The 18,893-nt window shown below is 71.8% G+C and carries 19 protein-coding genes; 7 read left to right on the forward strand and 12 right to left on the reverse strand.

The window, feature by feature from the left end; genetic code table 11:
* Positions 1-80 precede the first annotated feature (80 nt).
* Genes KAG51_RS04800 through KAG51_RS04810 form a run of 3 tightly spaced genes read left to right on the forward strand, consistent with a single transcriptional unit; the run spans position 81 to position 2,709 of the window.
* Positions 81-995 (forward strand): ABC transporter ATP-binding protein, encoded by a 915-nt coding sequence (locus tag KAG51_RS04800; RefSeq protein ID WP_290581156.1) that lies wholly within the window; start codon positions 81-83, stop codon positions 993-995.
* Positions 992-1,774 (forward strand): ABC transporter permease, encoded by a 783-nt coding sequence (locus KAG51_RS04805; protein ID WP_290581158.1) that lies wholly within the window; start codon positions 992-994, stop codon positions 1,772-1,774. Before KAG51_RS04800 ends, KAG51_RS04805 begins: the two co-directional genes overlap by 4 nt.
* 5 nt (positions 1,775-1,779) lie before the next feature.
* On the forward strand, positions 1,780-2,709 hold the full coding sequence (locus tag KAG51_RS04810) for a COX15/CtaA family protein (RefSeq protein ID WP_290581160.1): 930 nt from the start codon (positions 1,780-1,782) through the stop codon (positions 2,707-2,709).
* Positions 2,710-2,866: 157 nt separating this feature from the next.
* Here the strand turns inward: KAG51_RS04810 and KAG51_RS04815 are convergent, their stop codons facing one another.
* The gene (locus tag KAG51_RS04815; protein WP_290581162.1) at positions 2,867-3,076 is read right to left on the reverse strand and encodes a hypothetical protein; all 210 of its coding nucleotides are present in this window, start codon (positions 3,074-3,076) and stop codon (positions 2,867-2,869) included.
* Positions 3,077-3,085: 9 nt separating this feature from the next.
* On the reverse strand, positions 3,086-4,021 hold the full coding sequence (locus KAG51_RS04820; protein ID WP_290581164.1) for a heme o synthase: 936 nt from the start codon (positions 4,019-4,021) through the stop codon (positions 3,086-3,088).
* Between the two features lie 93 nt (positions 4,022-4,114).
* Between KAG51_RS04820 and tkt the strand changes: the two genes are divergently transcribed.
* Genes tkt through pgl form a run of 4 tightly spaced genes read left to right on the forward strand, consistent with a single transcriptional unit; the run spans position 4,115 to position 9,658 of the window.
* The gene (gene tkt / locus KAG51_RS04825; RefSeq protein ID WP_290581166.1) at positions 4,115-6,280 is read left to right on the forward strand and encodes a transketolase; all 2,166 of its coding nucleotides are present in this window, start codon (positions 4,115-4,117) and stop codon (positions 6,278-6,280) included.
* Positions 6,281-6,309: 29 nt separating this feature from the next.
* Positions 6,310-7,398, forward strand: a complete 1,089-nt coding sequence (gene tal, locus KAG51_RS04830; RefSeq protein WP_290581168.1) for a transaldolase — start codon at positions 6,310-6,312, stop codon at positions 7,396-7,398.
* Positions 7,399-7,400: 2 nt separating this feature from the next.
* The gene (locus tag KAG51_RS04835; RefSeq protein ID WP_290581170.1) at positions 7,401-8,969 is read left to right on the forward strand and encodes a glucose-6-phosphate isomerase; all 1,569 of its coding nucleotides are present in this window, start codon (positions 7,401-7,403) and stop codon (positions 8,967-8,969) included.
* The gene (gene pgl / locus KAG51_RS04840; RefSeq protein WP_290581172.1) at positions 8,966-9,658 is read left to right on the forward strand and encodes a 6-phosphogluconolactonase; all 693 of its coding nucleotides are present in this window, start codon (positions 8,966-8,968) and stop codon (positions 9,656-9,658) included. Before KAG51_RS04835 ends, pgl begins: the two co-directional genes overlap by 4 nt.
* On the opposite strand, the gene KAG51_RS04845 is transcribed toward pgl, so the two are convergent.
* The 10 genes from KAG51_RS04845 to uvrC all read right to left on the reverse strand — a co-directional run bounded on the left by KAG51_RS04845 (position 9,655) and on the right by uvrC (position 18,888).
* Complete coding sequence (locus KAG51_RS04845; RefSeq protein WP_290581174.1) at positions 9,655-10,008, reverse strand: RNA polymerase-binding protein RbpA; 354 nt, start codon at positions 10,006-10,008, stop codon at positions 9,655-9,657. The two genes, pgl and KAG51_RS04845, sit on opposite strands and share 4 nt — an antisense overlap.
* Positions 10,008-10,244 carry a preprotein translocase subunit SecG gene (secG, locus tag KAG51_RS04850; RefSeq protein WP_290581176.1) on the reverse strand — a complete coding sequence of 79 codons (237 nt, stop codon included), beginning with the start codon at positions 10,242-10,244 and terminating at the stop codon, positions 10,008-10,010. The genes KAG51_RS04845 and secG overlap by 1 nt, the downstream gene beginning before the upstream one ends.
* A 37-nt stretch (positions 10,245-10,281) precedes the next feature.
* Entirely contained in the window at positions 10,282-11,085 is an 804-nt protein-coding gene (tpiA, locus tag KAG51_RS04855; RefSeq protein WP_290581178.1) for a triose-phosphate isomerase, read from the reverse strand.
* The gene (locus tag KAG51_RS04860) at positions 11,082-12,281 is read right to left on the reverse strand and encodes a phosphoglycerate kinase (RefSeq protein ID WP_290581180.1); all 1,200 of its coding nucleotides are present in this window, start codon (positions 12,279-12,281) and stop codon (positions 11,082-11,084) included. Before KAG51_RS04860 ends, tpiA begins: the two co-directional genes overlap by 4 nt.
* A gap of 2 nt (positions 12,282-12,283) precedes the next feature.
* A complete protein-coding gene (gap, locus tag KAG51_RS04865) occupies positions 12,284-13,288 on the reverse strand; it encodes a type I glyceraldehyde-3-phosphate dehydrogenase (RefSeq protein WP_290581182.1) in 1,005 nt (334 codons plus the stop codon).
* A 70-nt stretch (positions 13,289-13,358) separates the two neighbouring features.
* Entirely contained in the window at positions 13,359-14,120 is a 762-nt protein-coding gene (locus KAG51_RS04870; protein WP_290581184.1) for a putative protein N(5)-glutamine methyltransferase, read from the reverse strand.
* A gap of 4 nt (positions 14,121-14,124) precedes the next feature.
* Entirely contained in the window at positions 14,125-15,102 is a 978-nt protein-coding gene (whiA, locus tag KAG51_RS04875) for a DNA-binding protein WhiA (RefSeq protein WP_290581186.1), read from the reverse strand.
* Between the two features lie 10 nt (positions 15,103-15,112).
* Positions 15,113-16,066: a uridine diphosphate-N-acetylglucosamine-binding protein YvcK gene (yvcK, locus tag KAG51_RS04880; protein ID WP_290581188.1), complete on the reverse strand. Its 954-nt coding sequence runs from the start codon at positions 16,064-16,066 to the stop codon at positions 15,113-15,115.
* Positions 16,063-16,926 (reverse strand): RNase adapter RapZ, encoded by an 864-nt coding sequence (gene rapZ / locus KAG51_RS04885; RefSeq protein WP_290581190.1) that lies wholly within the window; start codon positions 16,924-16,926, stop codon positions 16,063-16,065. Before rapZ ends, yvcK begins: the two co-directional genes overlap by 4 nt.
* Before the next feature lie 15 nt (positions 16,927-16,941).
* The gene (gene uvrC, locus KAG51_RS04890) at positions 16,942-18,888 is read right to left on the reverse strand and encodes an excinuclease ABC subunit UvrC (protein WP_290581192.1); all 1,947 of its coding nucleotides are present in this window, start codon (positions 18,886-18,888) and stop codon (positions 16,942-16,944) included.
* Positions 18,889-18,893 lie beyond the last annotated feature (5 nt).

Genomic DNA, 18,893 nt, shown 5'->3' on the forward strand with positions numbered 1-18,893 from the left:
ACCGCCCCCGGGCCGGCGTCCTGTCGCCTGAGGGTTGCCTCCCGTCGGTGCTCCGGAAATGGCACACCTAGACTGTGCCGGTGCCCGCTCCTGCCGTCGAGATCCGCGATCTCGTCATGCGGTACGGCGCCACCACGGCGGTCGACCATCTCGACCTGGAGATCGCGACGGGCACGGTCACCGCGATCCTGGGCCCGAACGGCGCCGGCAAGACCACGACGGTCGAGGTCTGCGAGGGATTCCGCCCCGTCCAGCACGGCGAGGTCCGGGTCCTCGGGCTCGATCCGCGCGATGCGTCGCTGCGCCCGCGCATCGGCGTGATGCTGCAGTCCGGAGGCGCGTGGTCCGGGTCGCGTGCCGACGAGATGCTCCGGCACATCGCCTCGCTGCACGCGCACCCCCTGGACGTCGACGGCCTCGTCGAGCGCCTGGGACTCGGATCGTGCGGGCGGACGCCCTACCGCCGGCTCTCCGGCGGCCAGCAGCAGCGGCTCTCGCTCGCGATGGCGATCGTCGGTCGACCCGAGCTGCTCTTCCTCGACGAACCGACCGCCGGACTCGACCCGCAGGCCCGGCGCGCCACGTGGGACCTCGTGACCGAGCTGCGGGACCACGGCGTCACGACCGTGCTCACGACCCACTTCATGGACGAGGCCGAGCAGCTCAGCGACGTCGTCCACGTCGTCGACGCGGGCCGGGTCATCGCGAGTGGCACCCCGGCGGAGCTGACCCACGAGTCGGCCCGCGACACGATCCGGTTCACGGCGGCCGCCGGGCTCGACGTGCTCGACCTGATGCACGCCCTGCCCGAGGGCACCAAGGTCGAGGAGCGCGTCGCCGGCTCCTACGTCGTCACCGGCGAGGTCGATCCGGCCCTGCTGTCGACGCTCACCGCCTGGTGCGCCTCGCGGAAGGTCCTGCCGGAGTCGATCCTCGTCGAGCACCAGACGCTCGAGGACCGCTTCCTGGACCTGACCGGTCGGAGCCTGCGATGACCAGCACCACGCCGCTCGACCTCGCGCCGAGGCCTGGCTCCGCTCCCCTGGGCGCGATGCTGCGCGCCCAGGCCGGCATGGAGCTCAAGCTCATGCTGCGCAACGGCGAGCAGGTCCTGCTGACCCTCGTCATCCCGCTCCTGCTGCTGGTCATGGGCACGAAGGCCGACCAGGTCGTCGACCTGGGGCCCGGCCGCACGATCGACATCATCGCGCCCGGCGTGCTGGCTCTCGCCGTGCTGTCCACGTCGTTCACGTCGCTCGCGATCAGCACGGGCTTCGATCGTCGCTACGGGGTCCTCAAGCGGCTCGGCGCCTCGCCGCTCCCCCGATCGGTCCTGCTGCTCGGCAAGGTCGGCGCCGTCGCCGCGGTCGAGGCGATCCAGCTCGCGGTGCTCGTGCCCACGGCGCTCGCGCTGGGATGGCGACCGGACGGCGGTGCCGTCGCGTGGGTGTGGGCCCTCGCGCTCGTGGTGGCCGGGACGGCCGCGTTCGGCTCGCTCGGACTGCTCATCGCCGGCACCCTCCGCGCCGAGGCCACGCTGGCGGTCGCCAACCTCGTCTACGTCCTGCTGCTCGTGGGCGGCGGGCTCATGGTCCCGCTGTCCCGCTATCCCGAGGCCGGGCGCCACGTCATGGAGCTCGTGCCCTCCGGCGCACTCGGTGAAGGACTCCGCGAGGCCTTCGCGGGCGGGTCCGCGCTCGCGCCCCTCGCGGTGCTCGTCGGGTGGTCCCTCGTCGCCGGCCTCGCCACCGTTCGCACCTTCAAGTGGGAGTGAGATCGATGCCCCAGACCCTTCCGGAACGCGTCCGCACCGCCTTCCTGCGCCTCTTCGACCCCGTCGCGCGATGGGCGTGGGCGTCCGTGGTCGCCAACTCGGTCATCATCTTCACCGGCGGCGTCGTCCGACTCACGGGCTCGGGCCTCGGCTGCCCGGAGTGGCCGCGGTGCACCGAGGAGTCCTTCGTCCCGCACAGCTCGCTCGGCATCCACGGCGCAATCGAGTTCGGCAACCGGCTGCTGACCTACGTCCTGGTCGTCGTCGCGATCGGCACGTTCGTCGCGGTCTGGCGATGGAGCGGGACGAACCGCCGCGTGCGGCGTCTGGCCACGGCGCTGGCCCTCGGAATCCCCGCCCAGGCGGTCCTCGGCGGCATCACGGTCCTGACCGGGCTCAACCCCTGGATCGTCTCGGCCCACCTGCTCGTCTCGATGGCCCTGGTCTCCGGATCGGTGCTCCTGCTCCACCGCGTGACCCAGCACCCCGAACCCACCGAGCACCCGCCGGGACGCCGGCTCGCCGCCCTGGCGTACGTGATCGCCTGGGCCGCCGTGGTCCTCGGCACGATCGTGACCGGCAGCGGCCCGCACGCCGGCGACGCCTCGACCGAGCGCAACGGGTTCGACCCCGAGATGTGGAGCCGCATCCACGCGCTCTCGGTCTGGGCCCTGGTCGCGGTCACCGTGGCGCTGCTGATCGTCGTGCGCCGCACTCGACTGGTCGTCCCGGTCGCCGTCCTGCTCGGCGTCGAGCTCGCGCAGGGCCTCATCGGCTACGTGCAGTACGTCAACGACCTGCCGATCGCCCTGGTCGCCGCGCACCTGGTTGGCGCGGCGGTCCTGATGGCCACCGTCACCTGGGTGCTGGTGCGGGCGGTCGACGTCCGCACGGTCGAGCCGGCCCGTCAGCGGGCCGGGAGCGTCACGGCCTGAGGGCCGATCAGGCCGGACGCAGGCGGTCGGTCGGCACCTCGACCTCGATCCGCCAGCCGTCCTCCGCCGGACGCCCGACGACCTGGCCGAAGTCGGCCTCGCCGACGACGACACGCGCCGGGTCGATCTCCAGGACGACGACCGGGAGCTCGTGACCCTAGTCGGTCGTGAACACCCACCGCTCGCCCAGCTGGCGCATCGCGACGTCGGCGATGACCTGCTCGGCCGCGTCCCAGTCGTCGAGGGGACCCCCGAGTGCGTTCCCGACCAGCCCCCGCGGCACGACGTCGTCGCCCACCATCTCCAGGTACCCGATCGTCTCGCCGTCACCGCTTCGGCGCGACGGCACCCACTCGCCCGGGATCACGGGCTCGGGTCAGCCGATGAACGGGTCGACCGCGGCCGCCACGAACAGCAGCGCCAGATAGGCGTTGCTGAAGTGGAACAGGCGCATCGGCTTGATGATGCTCAGGTCCTCGGTCTCGCGGGCGCGGCTCTGCAGGTCGTAGGCCTCGACCAGGAACACGATGCCCAGCCCGATCGCGGTGGCCGGGTAGAACCAGCCCATGCCGGCCACGGGCCACAGCGCCAGCGAGGTCGCCAGCATGACCCAGGAGTACGCCACGATCTGACGGGCGACGTCGCGCGAGGTCGTGACCGACGGGAGCATCGGGACGTCGGCTGCGGCGTAGTCGTCGCGGTAGCGCATGCCGAGCGACCAGAAGTGCGGCGGCGTCCAGAAGAACACGATCAGGAACAGCACGACCGGGGTCCACGCCAGCTCGTTCGTGACCGCCGTCCAGCCGATCATCGCCGGGAAGCAGCCCGCGGCCCCACCCCACACGATGTTCTGCGAGGTCCGACGCTTGAGCAGCATCGTGTAGCCGACGACGTAGAAGACGTTGGCCGTCAGCGCGAGGCCGGCCGAGAGCCAGTTGACGAAGAAGCCCAGCCACAGCGTCGAGACGACGCCCAGCACGAGCCCGAACACCAGCGCCCGGTCGGTCGTGACCTGGTGGCGCGGCAGGGGGCGCCGCTTGGTGCGGTTCATCTTCTGGTCGATGTCGGCGTCGACGACGCAGTTGAGCGCATTGGCGCTGCCGGCCGAGAGCGTCCCACCGACGACAGTCGCGACGACGAGCCACAGATCGGGCACGGCGCGCGCCGCGAGGAACATGACCGGCACCGTCGTGAGCAGCAGGAGCTCGATGATGCGGGGCTTCATCAGCGCGACGTACGCACCCACGACGTCACGCGCGGACGGGCGATCGGCAGGGGACGACCGCGGCAGTTCGGCATCGACGAGACTCACGCGCGACAGTCTAAGCCACCGGCAGTAGGCTCGACGTGACGGCGTCGTCCACCACCGGTCGACCCAGTGTCCGCCTTCTCGAGGAGCTTTTTCGTGACCTCTGCCCCTGCCCGTGACAGCGTCCCGCTCGACTGGTCCGATCTCGATGCCCGCGCGGTCGACACCGCCCGGCTGCTGGCCGCCGACGCGGTCCAGAAGGTCGGCAACGGACACCCCGGCACGGCGATGAGCCTCGCCCCCGCCGCGTACCTGCTGTACCAGAAGGTCATGCGTCACGACCCGAACGATCCGTACTGGATCGGGCGTGACCGGTTCATCCTGTCGTGCGGTCACTCGAGCCTCACGCAGTACGTCCAGCTGTACCTCGCCGGGTACCCCATGACGCTGGACGACCTCAAGAGCCTGCGCACGTGGGGCAGCCAGACGCCGGGGCACCCGGAGTACCAGCACACCCCCGGCATCGAGGTCACGACCGGCCCCCTCGGGCAGGGCATCGCCAACGGGGTCGGCTTCGCGATGGCCGCTCGCCGCGAGCGCGGCCTGCTCGACCCCGAGGCTGCCGCCGGCGAGAGCCCCTTCGACCACCACGTCTACGTGCTCGCCTCCGACGGCGACCTGCAGGAGGGCGTCTCGGCCGAGGCGTCCTCGCTCGCCGGCCACCAGGAGCTCGGCAACCTGACGCTGATCTACGACGACAACAGCATCTCGATCGAGGACGACACCGACGTCGCGTTCAGCGAGGACGTCGCCGCCCGCTACGCGGCCTACGGCTGGCACGTCCAGACGGTCGACTGGACCGGGGGCGGCAGCTATCACGAGGACGTGCCCGCGCTCTGGGACGCGATCCAGGCCGCCAAGGCCGACACCTCGCGCCCCAGCATCATCGTGCTGCGCACGATCATCGCCTGGCCCGCCCCGAACGCGCAGAACACCGGGGCCTCGCACGGCTCCGCTCTCGGCGCCGAGGAGATCGCGGCCACCAAGGAGCTGCTGGGCTTCCCCACCGACGAGTCGTTCGTCGTCGAGGACGACGTCCTGGCCCACGTGCACCAGGCCCGCGACCGCGGTGCCGCGGCCGGCGCCGCCTGGGACGAGCAGTACGCGGCCTGGAAGGCCGCCAACCCCGAGCGCGACGAGCTGCTGCACCGTCTGAAGTCCCACACGCTCCCGTCAGGCTGGGACGTCGACCTGCCCAGCTACGAGGCGTCCGAGAAGGGACTGGCCACCCGCGTCGCGTCGGGCGAGTTCCTGACGGCGGCCGCGCCGCGCCTGCCCGAGCTGTGGGGCGGCTCGGCCGACCTGGCGGGCTCGAACAACACCACGCCGAAGGGCGAGCCGTCGTTCCTGCCCCCACGCCGCTCGACCGACAAGTTCTCCGGCGACTGGTACGGCCGGGTGCTGCACTTCGGCATCCGCGAGCACGCGATGGGCGCGATCCTCAACGGCATCGTGCAGCACGGCCCCACGCGCCCCTACGGCGGCACGTTCCTGGTGTTCAGCGACTACATGCGCCCGGCCGTCCGCCTGGCCGCCCTGCAGCAGCTGCCGGTCACGTACGTGTGGACCCACGACTCGATCGGGCTTGGCGAGGACGGCCCCACGCACCAGCCGGTCGAGCACCTGGCCGCACTGCGCGCCATCCCCGGCCTCGCGGTGATCCGGCCGGCCGACGCCAACGAGACCGTGGCCGCCTGGCGCACGATCCTGGAGCACCAGGCCCCGGCCGCCCTGGCGCTGAGCCGGCAGAACCTGCCGGTGTTCCCGCGCGGGGGCGAGTGGGCCGACGCCTCGCTCACGGCCAAGGGCGCCTACACGCTCGTCGACGCCGAGAACGGCGAGCCCGACGTCGTGCTGGTCGCGACCGGATCCGAGGTCCAGCTGGCCGTCGCCGCCCGCGAGCGGCTCGCAGCCGACGGGATCGGCGCGCGCGTCGTCTCGATGCCCTCGCGCGAGTGGTTCGAGGCGCAGGACGCCGCGTACCGCGACAGCGTCATCCCGCCCGCGCTGCGCGCCCGGGTCGTCGTCGAGGCCGGTGTGTCCTTCGGCTGGCGCGACGTCGTCGGCGATGCCGGACGCATCGTCGGCCTGGAGCACTTCGGCGCCTCGGCCGACTTCCAGCGTCTCTACGAAGAGTTCGGCATCACCGCCGACGCCGTCGTGTCCGCGGCGCGGGAGTCGATCGCCGCGGCCGGCCACACCGGCGATGTCCCCTTCTTCGCGCGACCGTCTGGCCCCGTCCTGCCCGACACCTCCCACTGACCCGTTCGACTCCACCCCTTAGGAGCACCATGAACGCACGACTGAAGGCCCTCAGCGACGCCGGAGTCTCGATCTGGCTCGACGACCTCTCCCGCGAACGCCTGGCGTCCGGCAACCTCAAGACGCTCGTCGACGAGAGCTCGATCGTCGGTGTCACGACCAATCCCACGATCTTTGCGGCGGCGCTCGCCGACGGTGAGCGCTATGCCGAGCAGGTCGGGCAGCTCAAGGCCGCCGGTGCTGACGTCGACGAGGCGATCTTCGAGCTCACCACGACCGACGTCCAGCAGGCCTGCGACGTCATGCTGCCGGTCTACGAGGCCACCGGCGGCGTCGACGGTCGCGTCTCGATCGAGGTCGATCCCGGTGCCGCCCGCGACACCGACGCGACGGTCTCGATCGCCGAGCGCCTCTGGGCCCGCGTCGACCGTCCGAATCTGCTGATCAAGATCCCGGCCACCGAGGAGGGCCTGCCGGCCATCGCGGCCGCGATCTCGAAGGGCATCAGCGTCAACGTCACGCTGATCTTCGCCCTGGAGCGCTATCGCGGCGTCATGGACGCCTACCTGTACGGCCTGGAGCAGGCCGCCGCCGAGGGGCGCGACCTGTCGACGATCCACTCGGTCGCCTCGTTCTTCGTCAGCCGGGTCGACTCCGAGGTCGACGGCCGTCTGCCGAAGGACAGCCCGCTGCGCAGCAAGGCCGCCCTGGCCAACGCGCGGCTGGCCTACGCGGCCTACCAGGAGGTCTTCGCCAGCGACCGCTTCGCGTCGCTGGCGGCCGCGGGCGCCCATCCGCAGCGCCCGCTCTGGGCGTCCACCGGCGTCAAGGACCCTGATCTGCCCGACACGCTCTACCTGACCGAGCTCGTGGTCGCCGGCACCGTCAACACCGCTCCGGAGAAGACGCTCCAGGCCTTCGCCGACCACGGCGAGGTCACCGGCGACACCGTCACCGGCACGGCCGCCGAGTCGCAGCAGATCATCGACGAGCTCGAGAGGGCCGGCATCTCCTACGACGAGGTCGTCGCCAAGCTCGAGGACGAGGGACTGCAGAAGTTCGACGACTCGTGGGCCGAGCTCGTCCAGACCGTGACCGACGCGCTGGCCAAGGCCTGATGATGAGCGGCGTCGAGGTCTCGGCTCCCGTCCGCTCCTACGAGAGCGTCCTGCGGCGCCTGGTCGACGAGCGGTTCGCCACCCGCCTGGCCGCTCGCGACCACACGCTCTGGGGACGCGGCGCCGAGGAGGAGGCGGCCAAGCGGCTCGCCTGGGTCGACCTGGCCAAGACCTCCCGGCCGCTCCTGCCCCGCATCGCCGCGGCGCGTGACGACCTGCGACACGCCGGTCTTGAGCACGTCGTGCTGTGCGGCATGGGCGGGTCGTCGCTCGCACCCGAGGTCATCTGCGCCACGGCCGGGGTCGAGCTGACCGTCCTGGACTCGTCCGACCCCGACATGGTGCGTGCCGCCGTCGGAGACCGCCTGGAGTCGGCGGTCGTGGTCGTCGCCAGCAAGTCCGGCGGCACGGTCGAGACCGACAGCCAGCGTCGTACGTTCGAGCAGGCCTACGAGGACGCCGGTCTGCTCGCCAAGGACCACATCGTCGTCGTGACCGACCCCTCGTCCCCGCTCGACGAGTACGCCACGGCCGCCGGGTACCGGGTCTTCCGGGCCGATCCGCAGGTCGGCGGGCGGTACTCCGCCCTCACGGCGTTCGGACTCGTCCCGTGCGGGCTCGCCGGCGTGCCGCTCGCGGGTCTGCTCGAGCAGGCCGCGCAGGTCCACGACGACTACCTGGCCGACTCGGTCGAGAACCTCGCCCTACGGCTCGGAGTCCTCCTCGGCGTGGCCGCCGACAACGACGTCGACAAGCTCGTGCTGGTCGACCACACCGGCACGGGCGTCGGCAACTGGATCGAGCAGCTCGTCGCGGAGTCGACCGGCAAGCACGGGCGCGGGATCCTGCCCGTCGTCACGACCCCGGACGCCCTCGGCGCCGTGACCCCCGACTGCGTCGTCGTCGCGATCGGCGCGACCGACGTCCCGGAGGCCCCCTCGGGCTACGCCGCTGCGGTCGACCTCCCGCTCGGCGCCCAGATGCTCCTGTGGGAGGTCGCGACGACCGTGGCCGGCGAGATCATCGACATCAACCCGTTCGACCAGCCGGACGTCGAGAGCGCCAAGAAGGCCGCACGCGGCTTCCTCGGCGGCGACGTCGAGCTCCCGGCACCCGATGCGGTCGATGGCGACATCGAGCTGTTCGGCACCACCGCCACGACGGTCGAGGAGGCGGTGGCCGAGCTCCTGGGCCACGTCGAGGGCCCCCTGAACTACCTCGCCCTGCAGGTCTACCTCGACCGCTGGACCCACGCCGATCTCGCCGGTCTGCGGGCACCGCTGAGCGAACGGCTCGGCCGTCCGGTCACGTTCGGATGGGGTCCGCGCTTCCTGCACTCGACCGGGCAGTACCACAAGGGTGGCACGCCCACCGGCGTGTTCCTGCAGGTCACGGCGGCGCCCGACCCCGACCTGGCGGTGCCCGGTCGCGACTTCAGCTTCGGCGACTTCATCGCGGCCCAGGCCGTGGGTGACGGGCAGGTGCTCACCGAGCGCGGACGCCCCGTGCTCCGGCTCCACCTCACCGACCGGGCCGCGGGCCTGGAGCGCCTGCGTCGGGTGTTGGCATGACCGAGCTCGACGTCGTCGAGGATCCGGCGGCAGTCCTCGCGACCGCGATCGAGGACCGTCTCGCCGAGCTCCAGGCTGGTGGCGGTTCCCCCCGCGTCGCGCTGACCGGAGGCACGATCGCCAACCAGACCTACGCCCGGCTCGGCGCCAGTCCCCGCGTCGACTGGTCGCGGGTCGACCTCTGGTGGGGCGACGAACGATTCGTGCCCGCCGGCCACCAGGACCGCAACGACCACCAGGCGCGCGAGGCCTTCCTCGACCGGCTCGGCGTGCCGGCCAGCCGCGTGCACACGATGCCTGCGCACGGCTGCGACCAGAGCCTCGCGGAGGCGGCCGACGAGTACGCGGCCACGCTGCCGGAGTCGTTCGACCTCGTCCTGCTGGGCCTCGGCCCGGACGGGCACGTCGCCTCACTCTTCCCGGGCTTCGCCCAGCTCGACGAACGCGACCGCCGCGTGGCCGAGGTGTTCGGCTCCCCCAAGCCGCCGGCCGAACGGATCTCGCTGACCTTCCCGGCGCTCAACGCGACCGACGCGGTGTGGTTCGTCGCCTCCGGCGAGGGCAAGGCCGAGGCCGTGGCGCGAGCGCTCGCCCCCGAGGGCACGGTGCACGCGACCCCCGCGCGCGGCGTCGCCGGCCGGGTCGAGACCCGCTGGTTCCTGGATCCGGCCGCCGCGTCGCTGCTCTAGAAGATCAGGTCGCCGGACTTGCGACGCGTGCGCAGGAGGTCGAGCGCCTCCTCGAGGATCTGCTTCGCCTCGTCGTCGGTGCGCCGTTCCTTCACGTAGGCCAGGTGCGTCTTGTACGGCTCGGTCTTCTTGGCCGTGGGCCGGTTCTCGGCATCCACGCTCGCCGGAAGCCCGCAGCGGGGGCAGTCCCAGGACTCCGGGACCTCCGCCTCGATCGAGAACATCAGGGACGTCTCGTGGTCGTTGGCGCAGAAGTAGAGGATGCGCTGGCGGGGAGCGGCCTCGCCGCGCTCCGCCTCGCCCATGGGGCCTGAGCCGATCCGGCTGCCCCGGATCGCGCCGGCCGCCATCAGTTGCTCACCTTCAGCAGAAGGCCCAGCGCCATGGCGGACACGAACCACACGACGGCGATACCGACCGTGATGCGGTCGAGGTTGCGCTCGGCGACGGACGAACCGCCCAAGTTGCTCGAGACGCCTCCTCCGAACATGTCGGAGAGGCCGCCGCCCCGGCCCTTGTGCATGAGCACGAGCAGGACCAGCAGCAGGCTGCAGATCGTCAGCACGGTCGAGAAGAGGATGATCACGGGGAGGCTTCCGGTTGCGGGGAGTGAGGGGTGCGGATCAGGCGCCGGAGACGTCCGGCAGGTGCGAGAAGCGCGCGATGCCCGCGAACTCCTCGGCCTGCAGGCTCGCCCCACCGACCAGGGCCCCGTCCACGTCGGGCTGAGCCATGATCGACGCGACGTTGGCCGCCTTGACCGATCCGCCGTACAGGATACGCAACCGATCGGCCGCGTCGGACGAGAAGGTCTCGGCAACCCGGGACCGGATGGCCGCGCACACCTCCTGGGCGTCCTCAGGAGTGGCGACCTCGCCGGTGCCGATCGCCCAGACGGGCTCGTAGGCCACGACCAGATCACCGACCTGGTCGGCCGACAGGCCGGCCAGCGAGCCGTCGACCTGCGCGAGGGTGTGGGCGACGTGCTCACCGGAGCGGCGCACCTCGAGACCTTCCCCGACGCACACGATCGGGGTGATGTCGGCCGCGATGGCCTTGCCCGCCTTGGTGTTGACGACCTCGTCGGTCTCGCCGTGGTGCTCGCGGCGCTCGGAGTGGCCCACGACGACGTAGGAGCAGCCGAGCTTGGCGAGCATCGCCGCCGAGATCTCGCCGGTGTAGGCGCCGCCATCGTGCTCGGAGACGTCCTGGGCGCCGTACCGGATCGACAGGTGGTCACCGTCGACCAGCGTCTGCACGCTCCGGATGTCGGTGAACGGCGGGATCACGACGACCTCGGTCGCCTCGAAGTCATGCTTCTTGTCCTGCAGCGTCCAGGCGAGCTTCTGCACCAGGACGACGGCCTCCTGGTGGTTCAGGTTGCTCTTCCAGTTGCCGGCCATCAGCGGCGTGCGGGTCGTGGTCATTCGCTGCTCTCCTCCAGGATGGCCAGACCCGGCAGGGTCTTGCCCTCGAGATACTCCAGGCTCGCGCCACCCCCGGTCGAGATGTGTCCGAAGGCGTCGTCGGCGAATCCCAGCTGGCGCACCGCGGCGGCGGAGTCACCACCGCCCACGACCGACAGGCCGTCGGTCTGGGTCAGCGCCTCGGCGACCGCCCGGGTGCCTCCGGCGAAGGCCGGGAACTCGAAGACGCCCATCGGGCCGTTCCAGAACACGGTGCGGGCGCCGCGGACACGATCGGCGAACACCGTCGCCGACTCCGGTCCGATGTCCAGACCCATCTGGTCGTCCGGGATCGCGTCGGCCGCGACGACCGTGGCCGGGGCGTCGGCCGCGAACGCCGGAGCGACCACGATGTCGGTCGGCAGCACCAGGTCGACCCCCTGGGCTGCCGCCCGCTCGATGTAGGACCTGGCGACGTCGAGCTGGTCCTCCTCCAGGAGCGACGAGCCGACGCCGTGGCCCTGGGCGGCCAGGAAGGTGAAGACCATCCCGCCGCCGATCAGCAACGCATCGGCCTTTTCGAGCAGGTTGTCGATGACACCCAGCTTGTCGGAGACCTTGGACCCGCCGAGCACGACGACGTACGGGCGCTCGGGCGACTCGGTCAGGCGCTTCAGCACCTCGACCTCGGCCTGGACGAGTCCCCCGACCGCGGCCGGGAGCCGGGTCGCGACGTCGTACACGCTGGCCTGCTTGCGGTGGACGACCCCGAAGCCGTCGGAGACGAACGCATCGGCCAGGGCCGCGAGCTGGTCGGCGAAGGCGCCGCGCTCGGCATCGTCTTTGCTCGTCTCGCCGGCGTTGAACCGCACGTTCTCGAGCACGGCGATCTGGCCGTCCTCGAGGGCCGCGGCGATGTGCTGCGCCTCGTCGCCGACCGTGTCGCCCGCGAACAGCACGGGCTGACCCCAGAGCTCGCCGAGCCGCTGCGCGACCGGCTTGAGCGAGTAGGCCGGGTCGGGGGTGCCCTTCGGCCGGCCCAGGTGGGCCGTGACGAGCACCTTGGCGCCGGCGTCGGCGAGGCGCTCCAGGGTCGGCAGGCTCGCCCGGATACGACCGTCGTCGGTGATGGTCGTGCCGTCGAGCGGCACGTTGAGGTCGCTGCGGACCAGGACCCGCTTGCCGCGCAGGTCGCCGAGGTCGGAGATCGTCTGCACGATCAGAGAGAGGCGCCGACGTGCGTGACCAGGTCGACCAGGCGGTTGGAGTAGCCCCACTCGTTGTCGTACCAGGAGACGACCTTGACCTGGTCGCCGATGACCTTGGTCAGACCCGAGTCGAAGATGCTCGAGGCCGGGTCGGTCACGATGTCGCTGGAGACGATCGGGTCGTCGGTGTAGGTCAGGAAGCCCTTCATGGCGCCCTCGGAGGCGTCCTTGATGATCTGGTTGACCTCCTCGACCGTGGTCTCGCGGCTGGCGGTGAAGGTGAGGTCGGTGGCCGAGCCCGTGGGCACGGGGACGCGCAGCGCGTAGCCGTCGAGCTTGCCGGCCAGCTCCGGCAGCACGAGGCTCACGGCCTTCGCGGCCCCCGTGGACGTGGGCACGATGTTGATCGCCGCGGCGCGCGCGCGACGCAGGTCGCTGTGCGGGGCGTCCTGCAGGTTCTGGTCCTGCGTGTACGCGTGGATCGTGGTCATGAGGCCGCGCTCGATGCCGAGGGCGTCGTTGAGCGCCTTGGCCATCGGCGCCAGGCAGTTCGTGGTGCACGAGGCGTTCGAGATCACGGTGTGCTTGGCCGAGTCGTAGAGCTCGTGGTTGACGCCCATCACGATCGTGATGTCCTCGTTCTTGGCCGGCGCCGAGATGATGACCTTCTTCGCGCCGCCCTCGACGTGGGCCTTGGCCTTGGTCGCGTCGGTGAAGAAGCCGGTGGACTCCACGACGATGTCGACGCCGACGCTGGCCCAGTCGAGCTTGGCGGGATCACGCTCGGCGAAGGCCGCGATCTTCTGGTCGCCGACCGTGATCGAGGTGTCGTCGTACGAGACGTCGGCGTCGAGGCGCCCGAGGATCGAGTCGTACTTCAGCAGCGTGGCGAGCGTCTTGTTGTCGGTGAGGTCGTTGACGGCCACGATCTCGATGTCGCCGCCAGCGGCACGCGCCGCGCGGAAGAAGTTGCGGCCGATGCGGCCAAAGCCATTGATGCCAACGCGAACGGTCACGGCAAGATGCTCCTGAAGCTGGGGTGGACCTGGATCAGGGCCCAGCCTATCGACTCGTGGACGTCTGCGGTCAGGCCCCCGCCGCAACGACGGCGCGCACGGCCGTCGCGTCGAGCTCGTCGTCGTGCACGACCGAGGCCCGCAGCCCGGCCGCCGTGCAGATCGACGCGGTGACGGGGGCCTGCCGCACCGAGGTCTCGATCAGCAGCACGCCGCCGGGGCCGAGCCACTCCCCCGCGCCGGCGGCCACGCGGCGGTGCAGGTCGAGACCGTCCGGTCCCCCGTCGAGGGCGATGAGCGGTTCGTGCAGCCGCGCCTCGGGCGGCATCAGCGCGATCTCCTCGGAGGGGACGTACGGGGCGTTGACCGCGAGGACGTCGACCTGACCTCGCAGCTGCGACGGAAGGGCCGCGTAGAGATCGCCGTGGTGGACGGCGCCGTGCGGGCCGAGGTTGGCGCGGGCCGCGCCGAGCGGAACGGGGTCGAGGTCCGCGGCGTGCACGCGGGTCCCCGGGAGATCGCGGGCCACGAGCGCGGCGATCGGCGCGACGCCGCAGCACAGCTCGAGGAGCGTGCGCGGACGCTCACGGAGGGCCAGGCGCGCCAGGAGCACCGTACGGAGGCGGGGCACGAAGCACCCGGGGTCGACGCGCAGGCGCAGACCGTCGAGCTCGGCCCACCCGAGCACGGTCTCCAACGGCTCCCCGGCGACGCGACGGGCGACGAGCTCCTCCAGGCGCTCCCCCGCGGCCTCGGCGCCCAGCAGGGCCGCCTCCTCCTCGGCGTACACGCAGCCGGCTGCACGGAGCCGGGCGACCAGGACGTCGGTCATGGCCTCACGCCTCCGGGAGGTCCTCCAGGGTCGCCTCGGTGTCGGGGATGCCCTGCTCGGCGGCGATCTTGTCGGCCATCGCCAGCAGGCGCCGGATCCGCCCGGCGATCGCGTCCTTCGTGAGGGGCGGCTCGTGCAGCTGGCCGAGCTCCTCGAGACTCGCCTGCCGGTGCTCGACGCGCAGCACGCCCGCGAGCTTGAGGTGGTCGGGCACGTCGTCGCCGAGGATCTCCAGGGCTCGCTGGGCGCGGGCTCCGGCCGCGACGGCAGCGCGCGCCGAGCGGCGCAGGTTGGCGTCGTCGAAGTTGGCGAGACGGTTGGCCGTGGCTCGCACCTCGCGCCGCAGGCGTCGCTCCTCCCAGACCAGCAGGGTCTCGTGAGCGCCGAGACGGGTCAGGAGCGCGCCGATGGCCTCGCCGTCGCGGATCACGACGCGGTCGAAGCCGCGGACCTCCTTGGACTTGGCGGGGATGCCGAGCCGCCGGGCCGCGCCGACCAGCGCGAGCGCGGCCTCGTGGCCGGGGCAGCTGATCTCCAGCGCCGAGGACCGCCCGGGTTCGGTGAGCGATCCGTGCGCGAGGAACGCACCCCGCCACGCGGAGACCGCGTCGCACGAGCTGCCGCCGACGACGGCCGGCGGAAGGCCCCGGATCGGGCGCCCGGCGCCGTCGATGATGCCGGTCTGCTGGGCCAGCGCCTCGCCGCCCTGGCTCACGCGCACGACGTAGGTCGTGTTCTTGCGCAGCCCGTTGGGCTGCATCACGACGATCTCGCTCGCGTGGCCGTAGATGTCGCCGATGTCCTTGCGCAGGCGTCGCGCCGAGGCGCCGCTGTCGAGCTCGGCCTCGATCACGACCTTGCCGGCCACGAGGTGCAGACCCCCGGCGAACCGCAGGATCGACGCGACCTCGGCCTTGCGACAGCACGCCTTCGTCACGTTGGTGGCCACGAGCTCGGACTTCACTTGTGCCGTCAACGCCATGCGGGACACTCTATGCCCGGGTGAGAAACCGGCTGAAGGCCTTCGCCAACCGCGCGGGGTCGTGCTGGTCGCTGCCGGGCGAACGGGCGACGTCGTCGACCACCAGACGGGCGCCGAGCTGGCGCGCCATCGCCTCGAGGTGACCGGCGTCGTCGACCACGCTGGCGTCGGCCAGGACGACGTCGATGCCGAGCTCGGGCGCGTGGGCCGCGAGGACGTCGAGATGATCGGTGGCGTTCAGGCCCGCGGTCTCCCGATCGCCGCGCAGGTTCAGCACGAGGGCACGGCGGGCCCGGGTGGTGACCAGGGCGTCGCGCAGACCTGGCACCAGGAGCGTGGGCATGACGCTCGTGAACCACGAGCCGGGGCCCACCACGACCCAGTCGGCATCGCGCACCGCGTCGACCGCCTCGGGGCACGCCGGCGGGTCACGCGGGTCCAGCCGCACGCTCACGACCTGGCCGTCGACGGCGGCCACCTCGGCCTGACCGCGGACGACCGTGAGTCCGTCGGGCGCCGAGACGAGGTGGACGTCGGCCTCGATGTCCAGCGGCACGGCGGCCATCGGGAGGACCCGGCCCTGCGAGCCGAGCAGCTCCCCCACGAGATCCAGCCCGGCGACGGTGTCGCCCAGGCGCTCCCAGATCGCGGCGATCAGCAGGTTGCCGAGCGCGTGACCCGCCAGCGGTCCGTGGCCGGCGAACCGGTGCTGCAGGACGCTGGCCCAGCGGCGGCCGTGCTCGTCGTCGCCGCTCAGCGCCGCCAGCGCCATCCGGAGGTCGCCGGGTGGCAGGATGCCGAACTCCTCACGCAGGCGGCCCGAGGAACCACCGTTGTCGGCCACGGTGACGATGCCCGTGAGATCGGGCGTGAGGCGGCGCAGCGCCGTGAGGCTGGCCGCGAGCCCGTGACCACCCCCGAGCGCGGCGACCCGCAGGGAGTCCGGCCTCGACGACGGGGTCACTCGCGCCCCAGGTCGCGGTGCACCACCAGCGTGCTGACCCCGTGGGCGCGCAGGCGCTCGGCGAACGCCTCGGACATCGCCACCGAGCGGTGCCGGCCGCCGGTGCACCCGATCGCGAGCGTCAGGAAGTGCTTGTCCTCGTGCAGGAAGCCGTCGGTCAGCAGGGAGATGAGGTTCTCGTACTGGGTGAGGAACTCCTCGGCCCGCGGCTGGCCGCGCACGAAGTCGCGCACCGGGGCGTCGAGACCGCTCATGGGGCGGAGCTCGGGGTCCCAGTACGGATTGGGCAGGAAGCGCATGTCGGCGACCATGTCGGCGTCGATCGGGATGCCGTACTTGAAGCCGAACGACATGACCGAGGCGCGCAGGCCCCGCGAGCCCGGCTCGCCGAAGGCCGCGCGCAGACGCTGCCCGAGCTGGTGCACGTTGAGCGAGGTCGTGTCGACGACGAGGTCAGCACCGGCGCGCACGCCCCGCAGCAGCTCGCGCTCCTTCGTGAAGCCGTCCATCAGGCGACCCTCGAGGCTCAGTGGATGCGGGCGGCGAGCAGCCTCCTGGCGACGCACGAGCACCTCGTCGGCCGCCTCGAGGTAGAGCACGCGGGTCGGCACGCCGCGCTGACGAAGGCGCACGAGCGCGCCGTCGAGCGCGTCGAAGAACGACCGCGAGCGCGCGTCGACGACCACGGCGAGCAGGTCGATGTCGGGCGCCTGCTCCATCGTGTCGAGGGTCGACTCCAGCAGCACCGGCGGCAGGTTGTCGATGACGTAGTAGCCGAGCTTCTCCAGAGCTTTCGCGGCCGTGCCGCGGCCGGCGCCCGTCATGCCGGTCACGAGCACGATCTCGGTCAGCTGGGTCATCGGCGTCCCTTCGTGTCAGTCCTCAATGATCTCGCCGGTCGCCGTGTTGACCGAGGTGGGCCGGGCGGACGCGGCGAGGGCCGTCGCGATCGATTCTGCCGTAGCGCGCCCGACGCCGGGCACCTCGGCGATCTCGTCGACGGTAGCGGCCCGCAGCTTCTTGACCGAGCCGAAGTGCTTCATGACCGCGGCGCGGCGGGCGGGACCGAGTCCGTCGACCTGGTCGAGCGCCGACGCGGTCATCGAGGTGCTGCGCCGCTTGCGGTGGTGGGAGATCGCGAACCGGTGGGCCTCGTCGCGGACGCGTTGCAGCAGGTACAGACCCTCGCTGGTGCGCGGGAGGATCACGGGGTGCTCGTCGCGCGGCAGCCACACCTCCTCGAGCCGCTTGGCCAGGCCCACGAGGGCGATGTCGGTGATGCCGAGCTCGTCGAAGGCCTGCTGGGCCGCAGCGACCTGCGGCGGCCCCCCGTCGACGACCACGAGCGACGGCGCGTAGGCGAACCGGCGCTTCTCGGCCGTCGCCTCGGCGGGCTCGGGTGGGAGGTCACCGGCTTCGACCGCCTGCGGGCCGTCGAGGTGCCGCTTGAATCGGCGGGTGATGACCTCGTGCATCGCGGCGACGTCGCTCTGGCCCTCGTGACGCACGACGAAGCGCCGGTACTCGGACTTGCGGGCCAGGCCGTCCTCGAACACGACCATCGAGGCCACGATCTCGGTGCCCTGCAGGTTGGAGATGTCGAAGCACTCGATGCGCAGCGGAGCGTCGGGCAGACCGAGGGCGGCCTGCAGCTCCTCGAGGGCGACGCTGCGGGTCGTGAGGTCGCCGGCGCGCTTCATCTTGTGCCGGGCCAGGGCCTGGAGGGCGTTCTGCTCGACGGTCTCGAGCAGGCGCCGCTTGTCGCCGCGCTGCGGGACCCGGAAGCGCACGGGTCCGCCGCGGTGCTCACCGAGCAGCTCCTCGACGAGCGCGGCATCGGCCGGGAGCACCGGCACCAGGACCTCGCGGGGCACCGCCGAGGCCGATCCGCCGGCGTACAGAGTCATGACGGCACGCTGCACGAGCTCGGGCAGCTCGGCCTCGTCGGCGCGATCGGCGACCCAGCCCCGCTGCCCCCGGATCCGGCCGCCGCGGACCGAGAAGATCTGGACCGCGACCTCGAGCGGGTCCTCGGCGAAGCCCAGCACGTCGGCGTCGGTGCCGTCGGCCAGCACGACGGTCTGCTTCTCGAGCACCTTGTCGAGGGCACCCAGGTCGTCGCGATACTTGGCGGCGAGCTCGAACTCGAGATCGTCGGACGCGCGCTGCATCTTCTGCTTGAGCTCACGGGTGATCGCCGTGGTGCTGCCGGCCATGAAGCCGATGAAGTCCTCGACGATCTCGCGGTGCTCCTCGGGCGTGACCCGCCCGACGCACGGCGCGGCACACTTGCCGATGTCGCCCAGCAGGCACGGCCGCCCGCTCGTGCGGGCACTGCGGAACGTGCCGGCCGAGCACGAGCGCATCGGGAAGACCCGCAGCAGGGTGTCGACGGTGTCGCGGATGGCCCACGCGTGCGAGTACGGGCCGAAGTAGCGCACGCCCTTGCGCTGCGAGCCACGCATGACCTGCACCCGCGGGACCTCCTCGCCGGTCGTGAAGGCGAGCCAGGGATAGGACTTGTCGTCGCGGTACTTGACGTTGAAGCGGGGGTCGAACTGCTTGATCCAGGTGTACTCGAGCTGCAGCGCCTCGACCTCGGTGCCGACGACGGTCCACTCGACCGAGGTCGCCGTGGTGACCATCCGACGCGTGCGCTCGTGCAGGCCGTCGGGATCGGCGAAGTACGACGTCAGCCGCTGGCGCAGCGACTTGGCCTTGCCGACATAGATCACGCGGCCCTCGGCGTCGCGGAACTTGTAGACCCCGGGCTCGGTGGGGATCTCCCCCGTTCTGGGTCGGTAGGTCGCCGGATCCGCCATGCCCT

This window comes from Aeromicrobium sp., from assembly GCF_023146395.1.
Taxonomy (GTDB): Bacteria; Actinomycetota; Actinomycetes; order Propionibacteriales; family Nocardioidaceae; genus Aeromicrobium.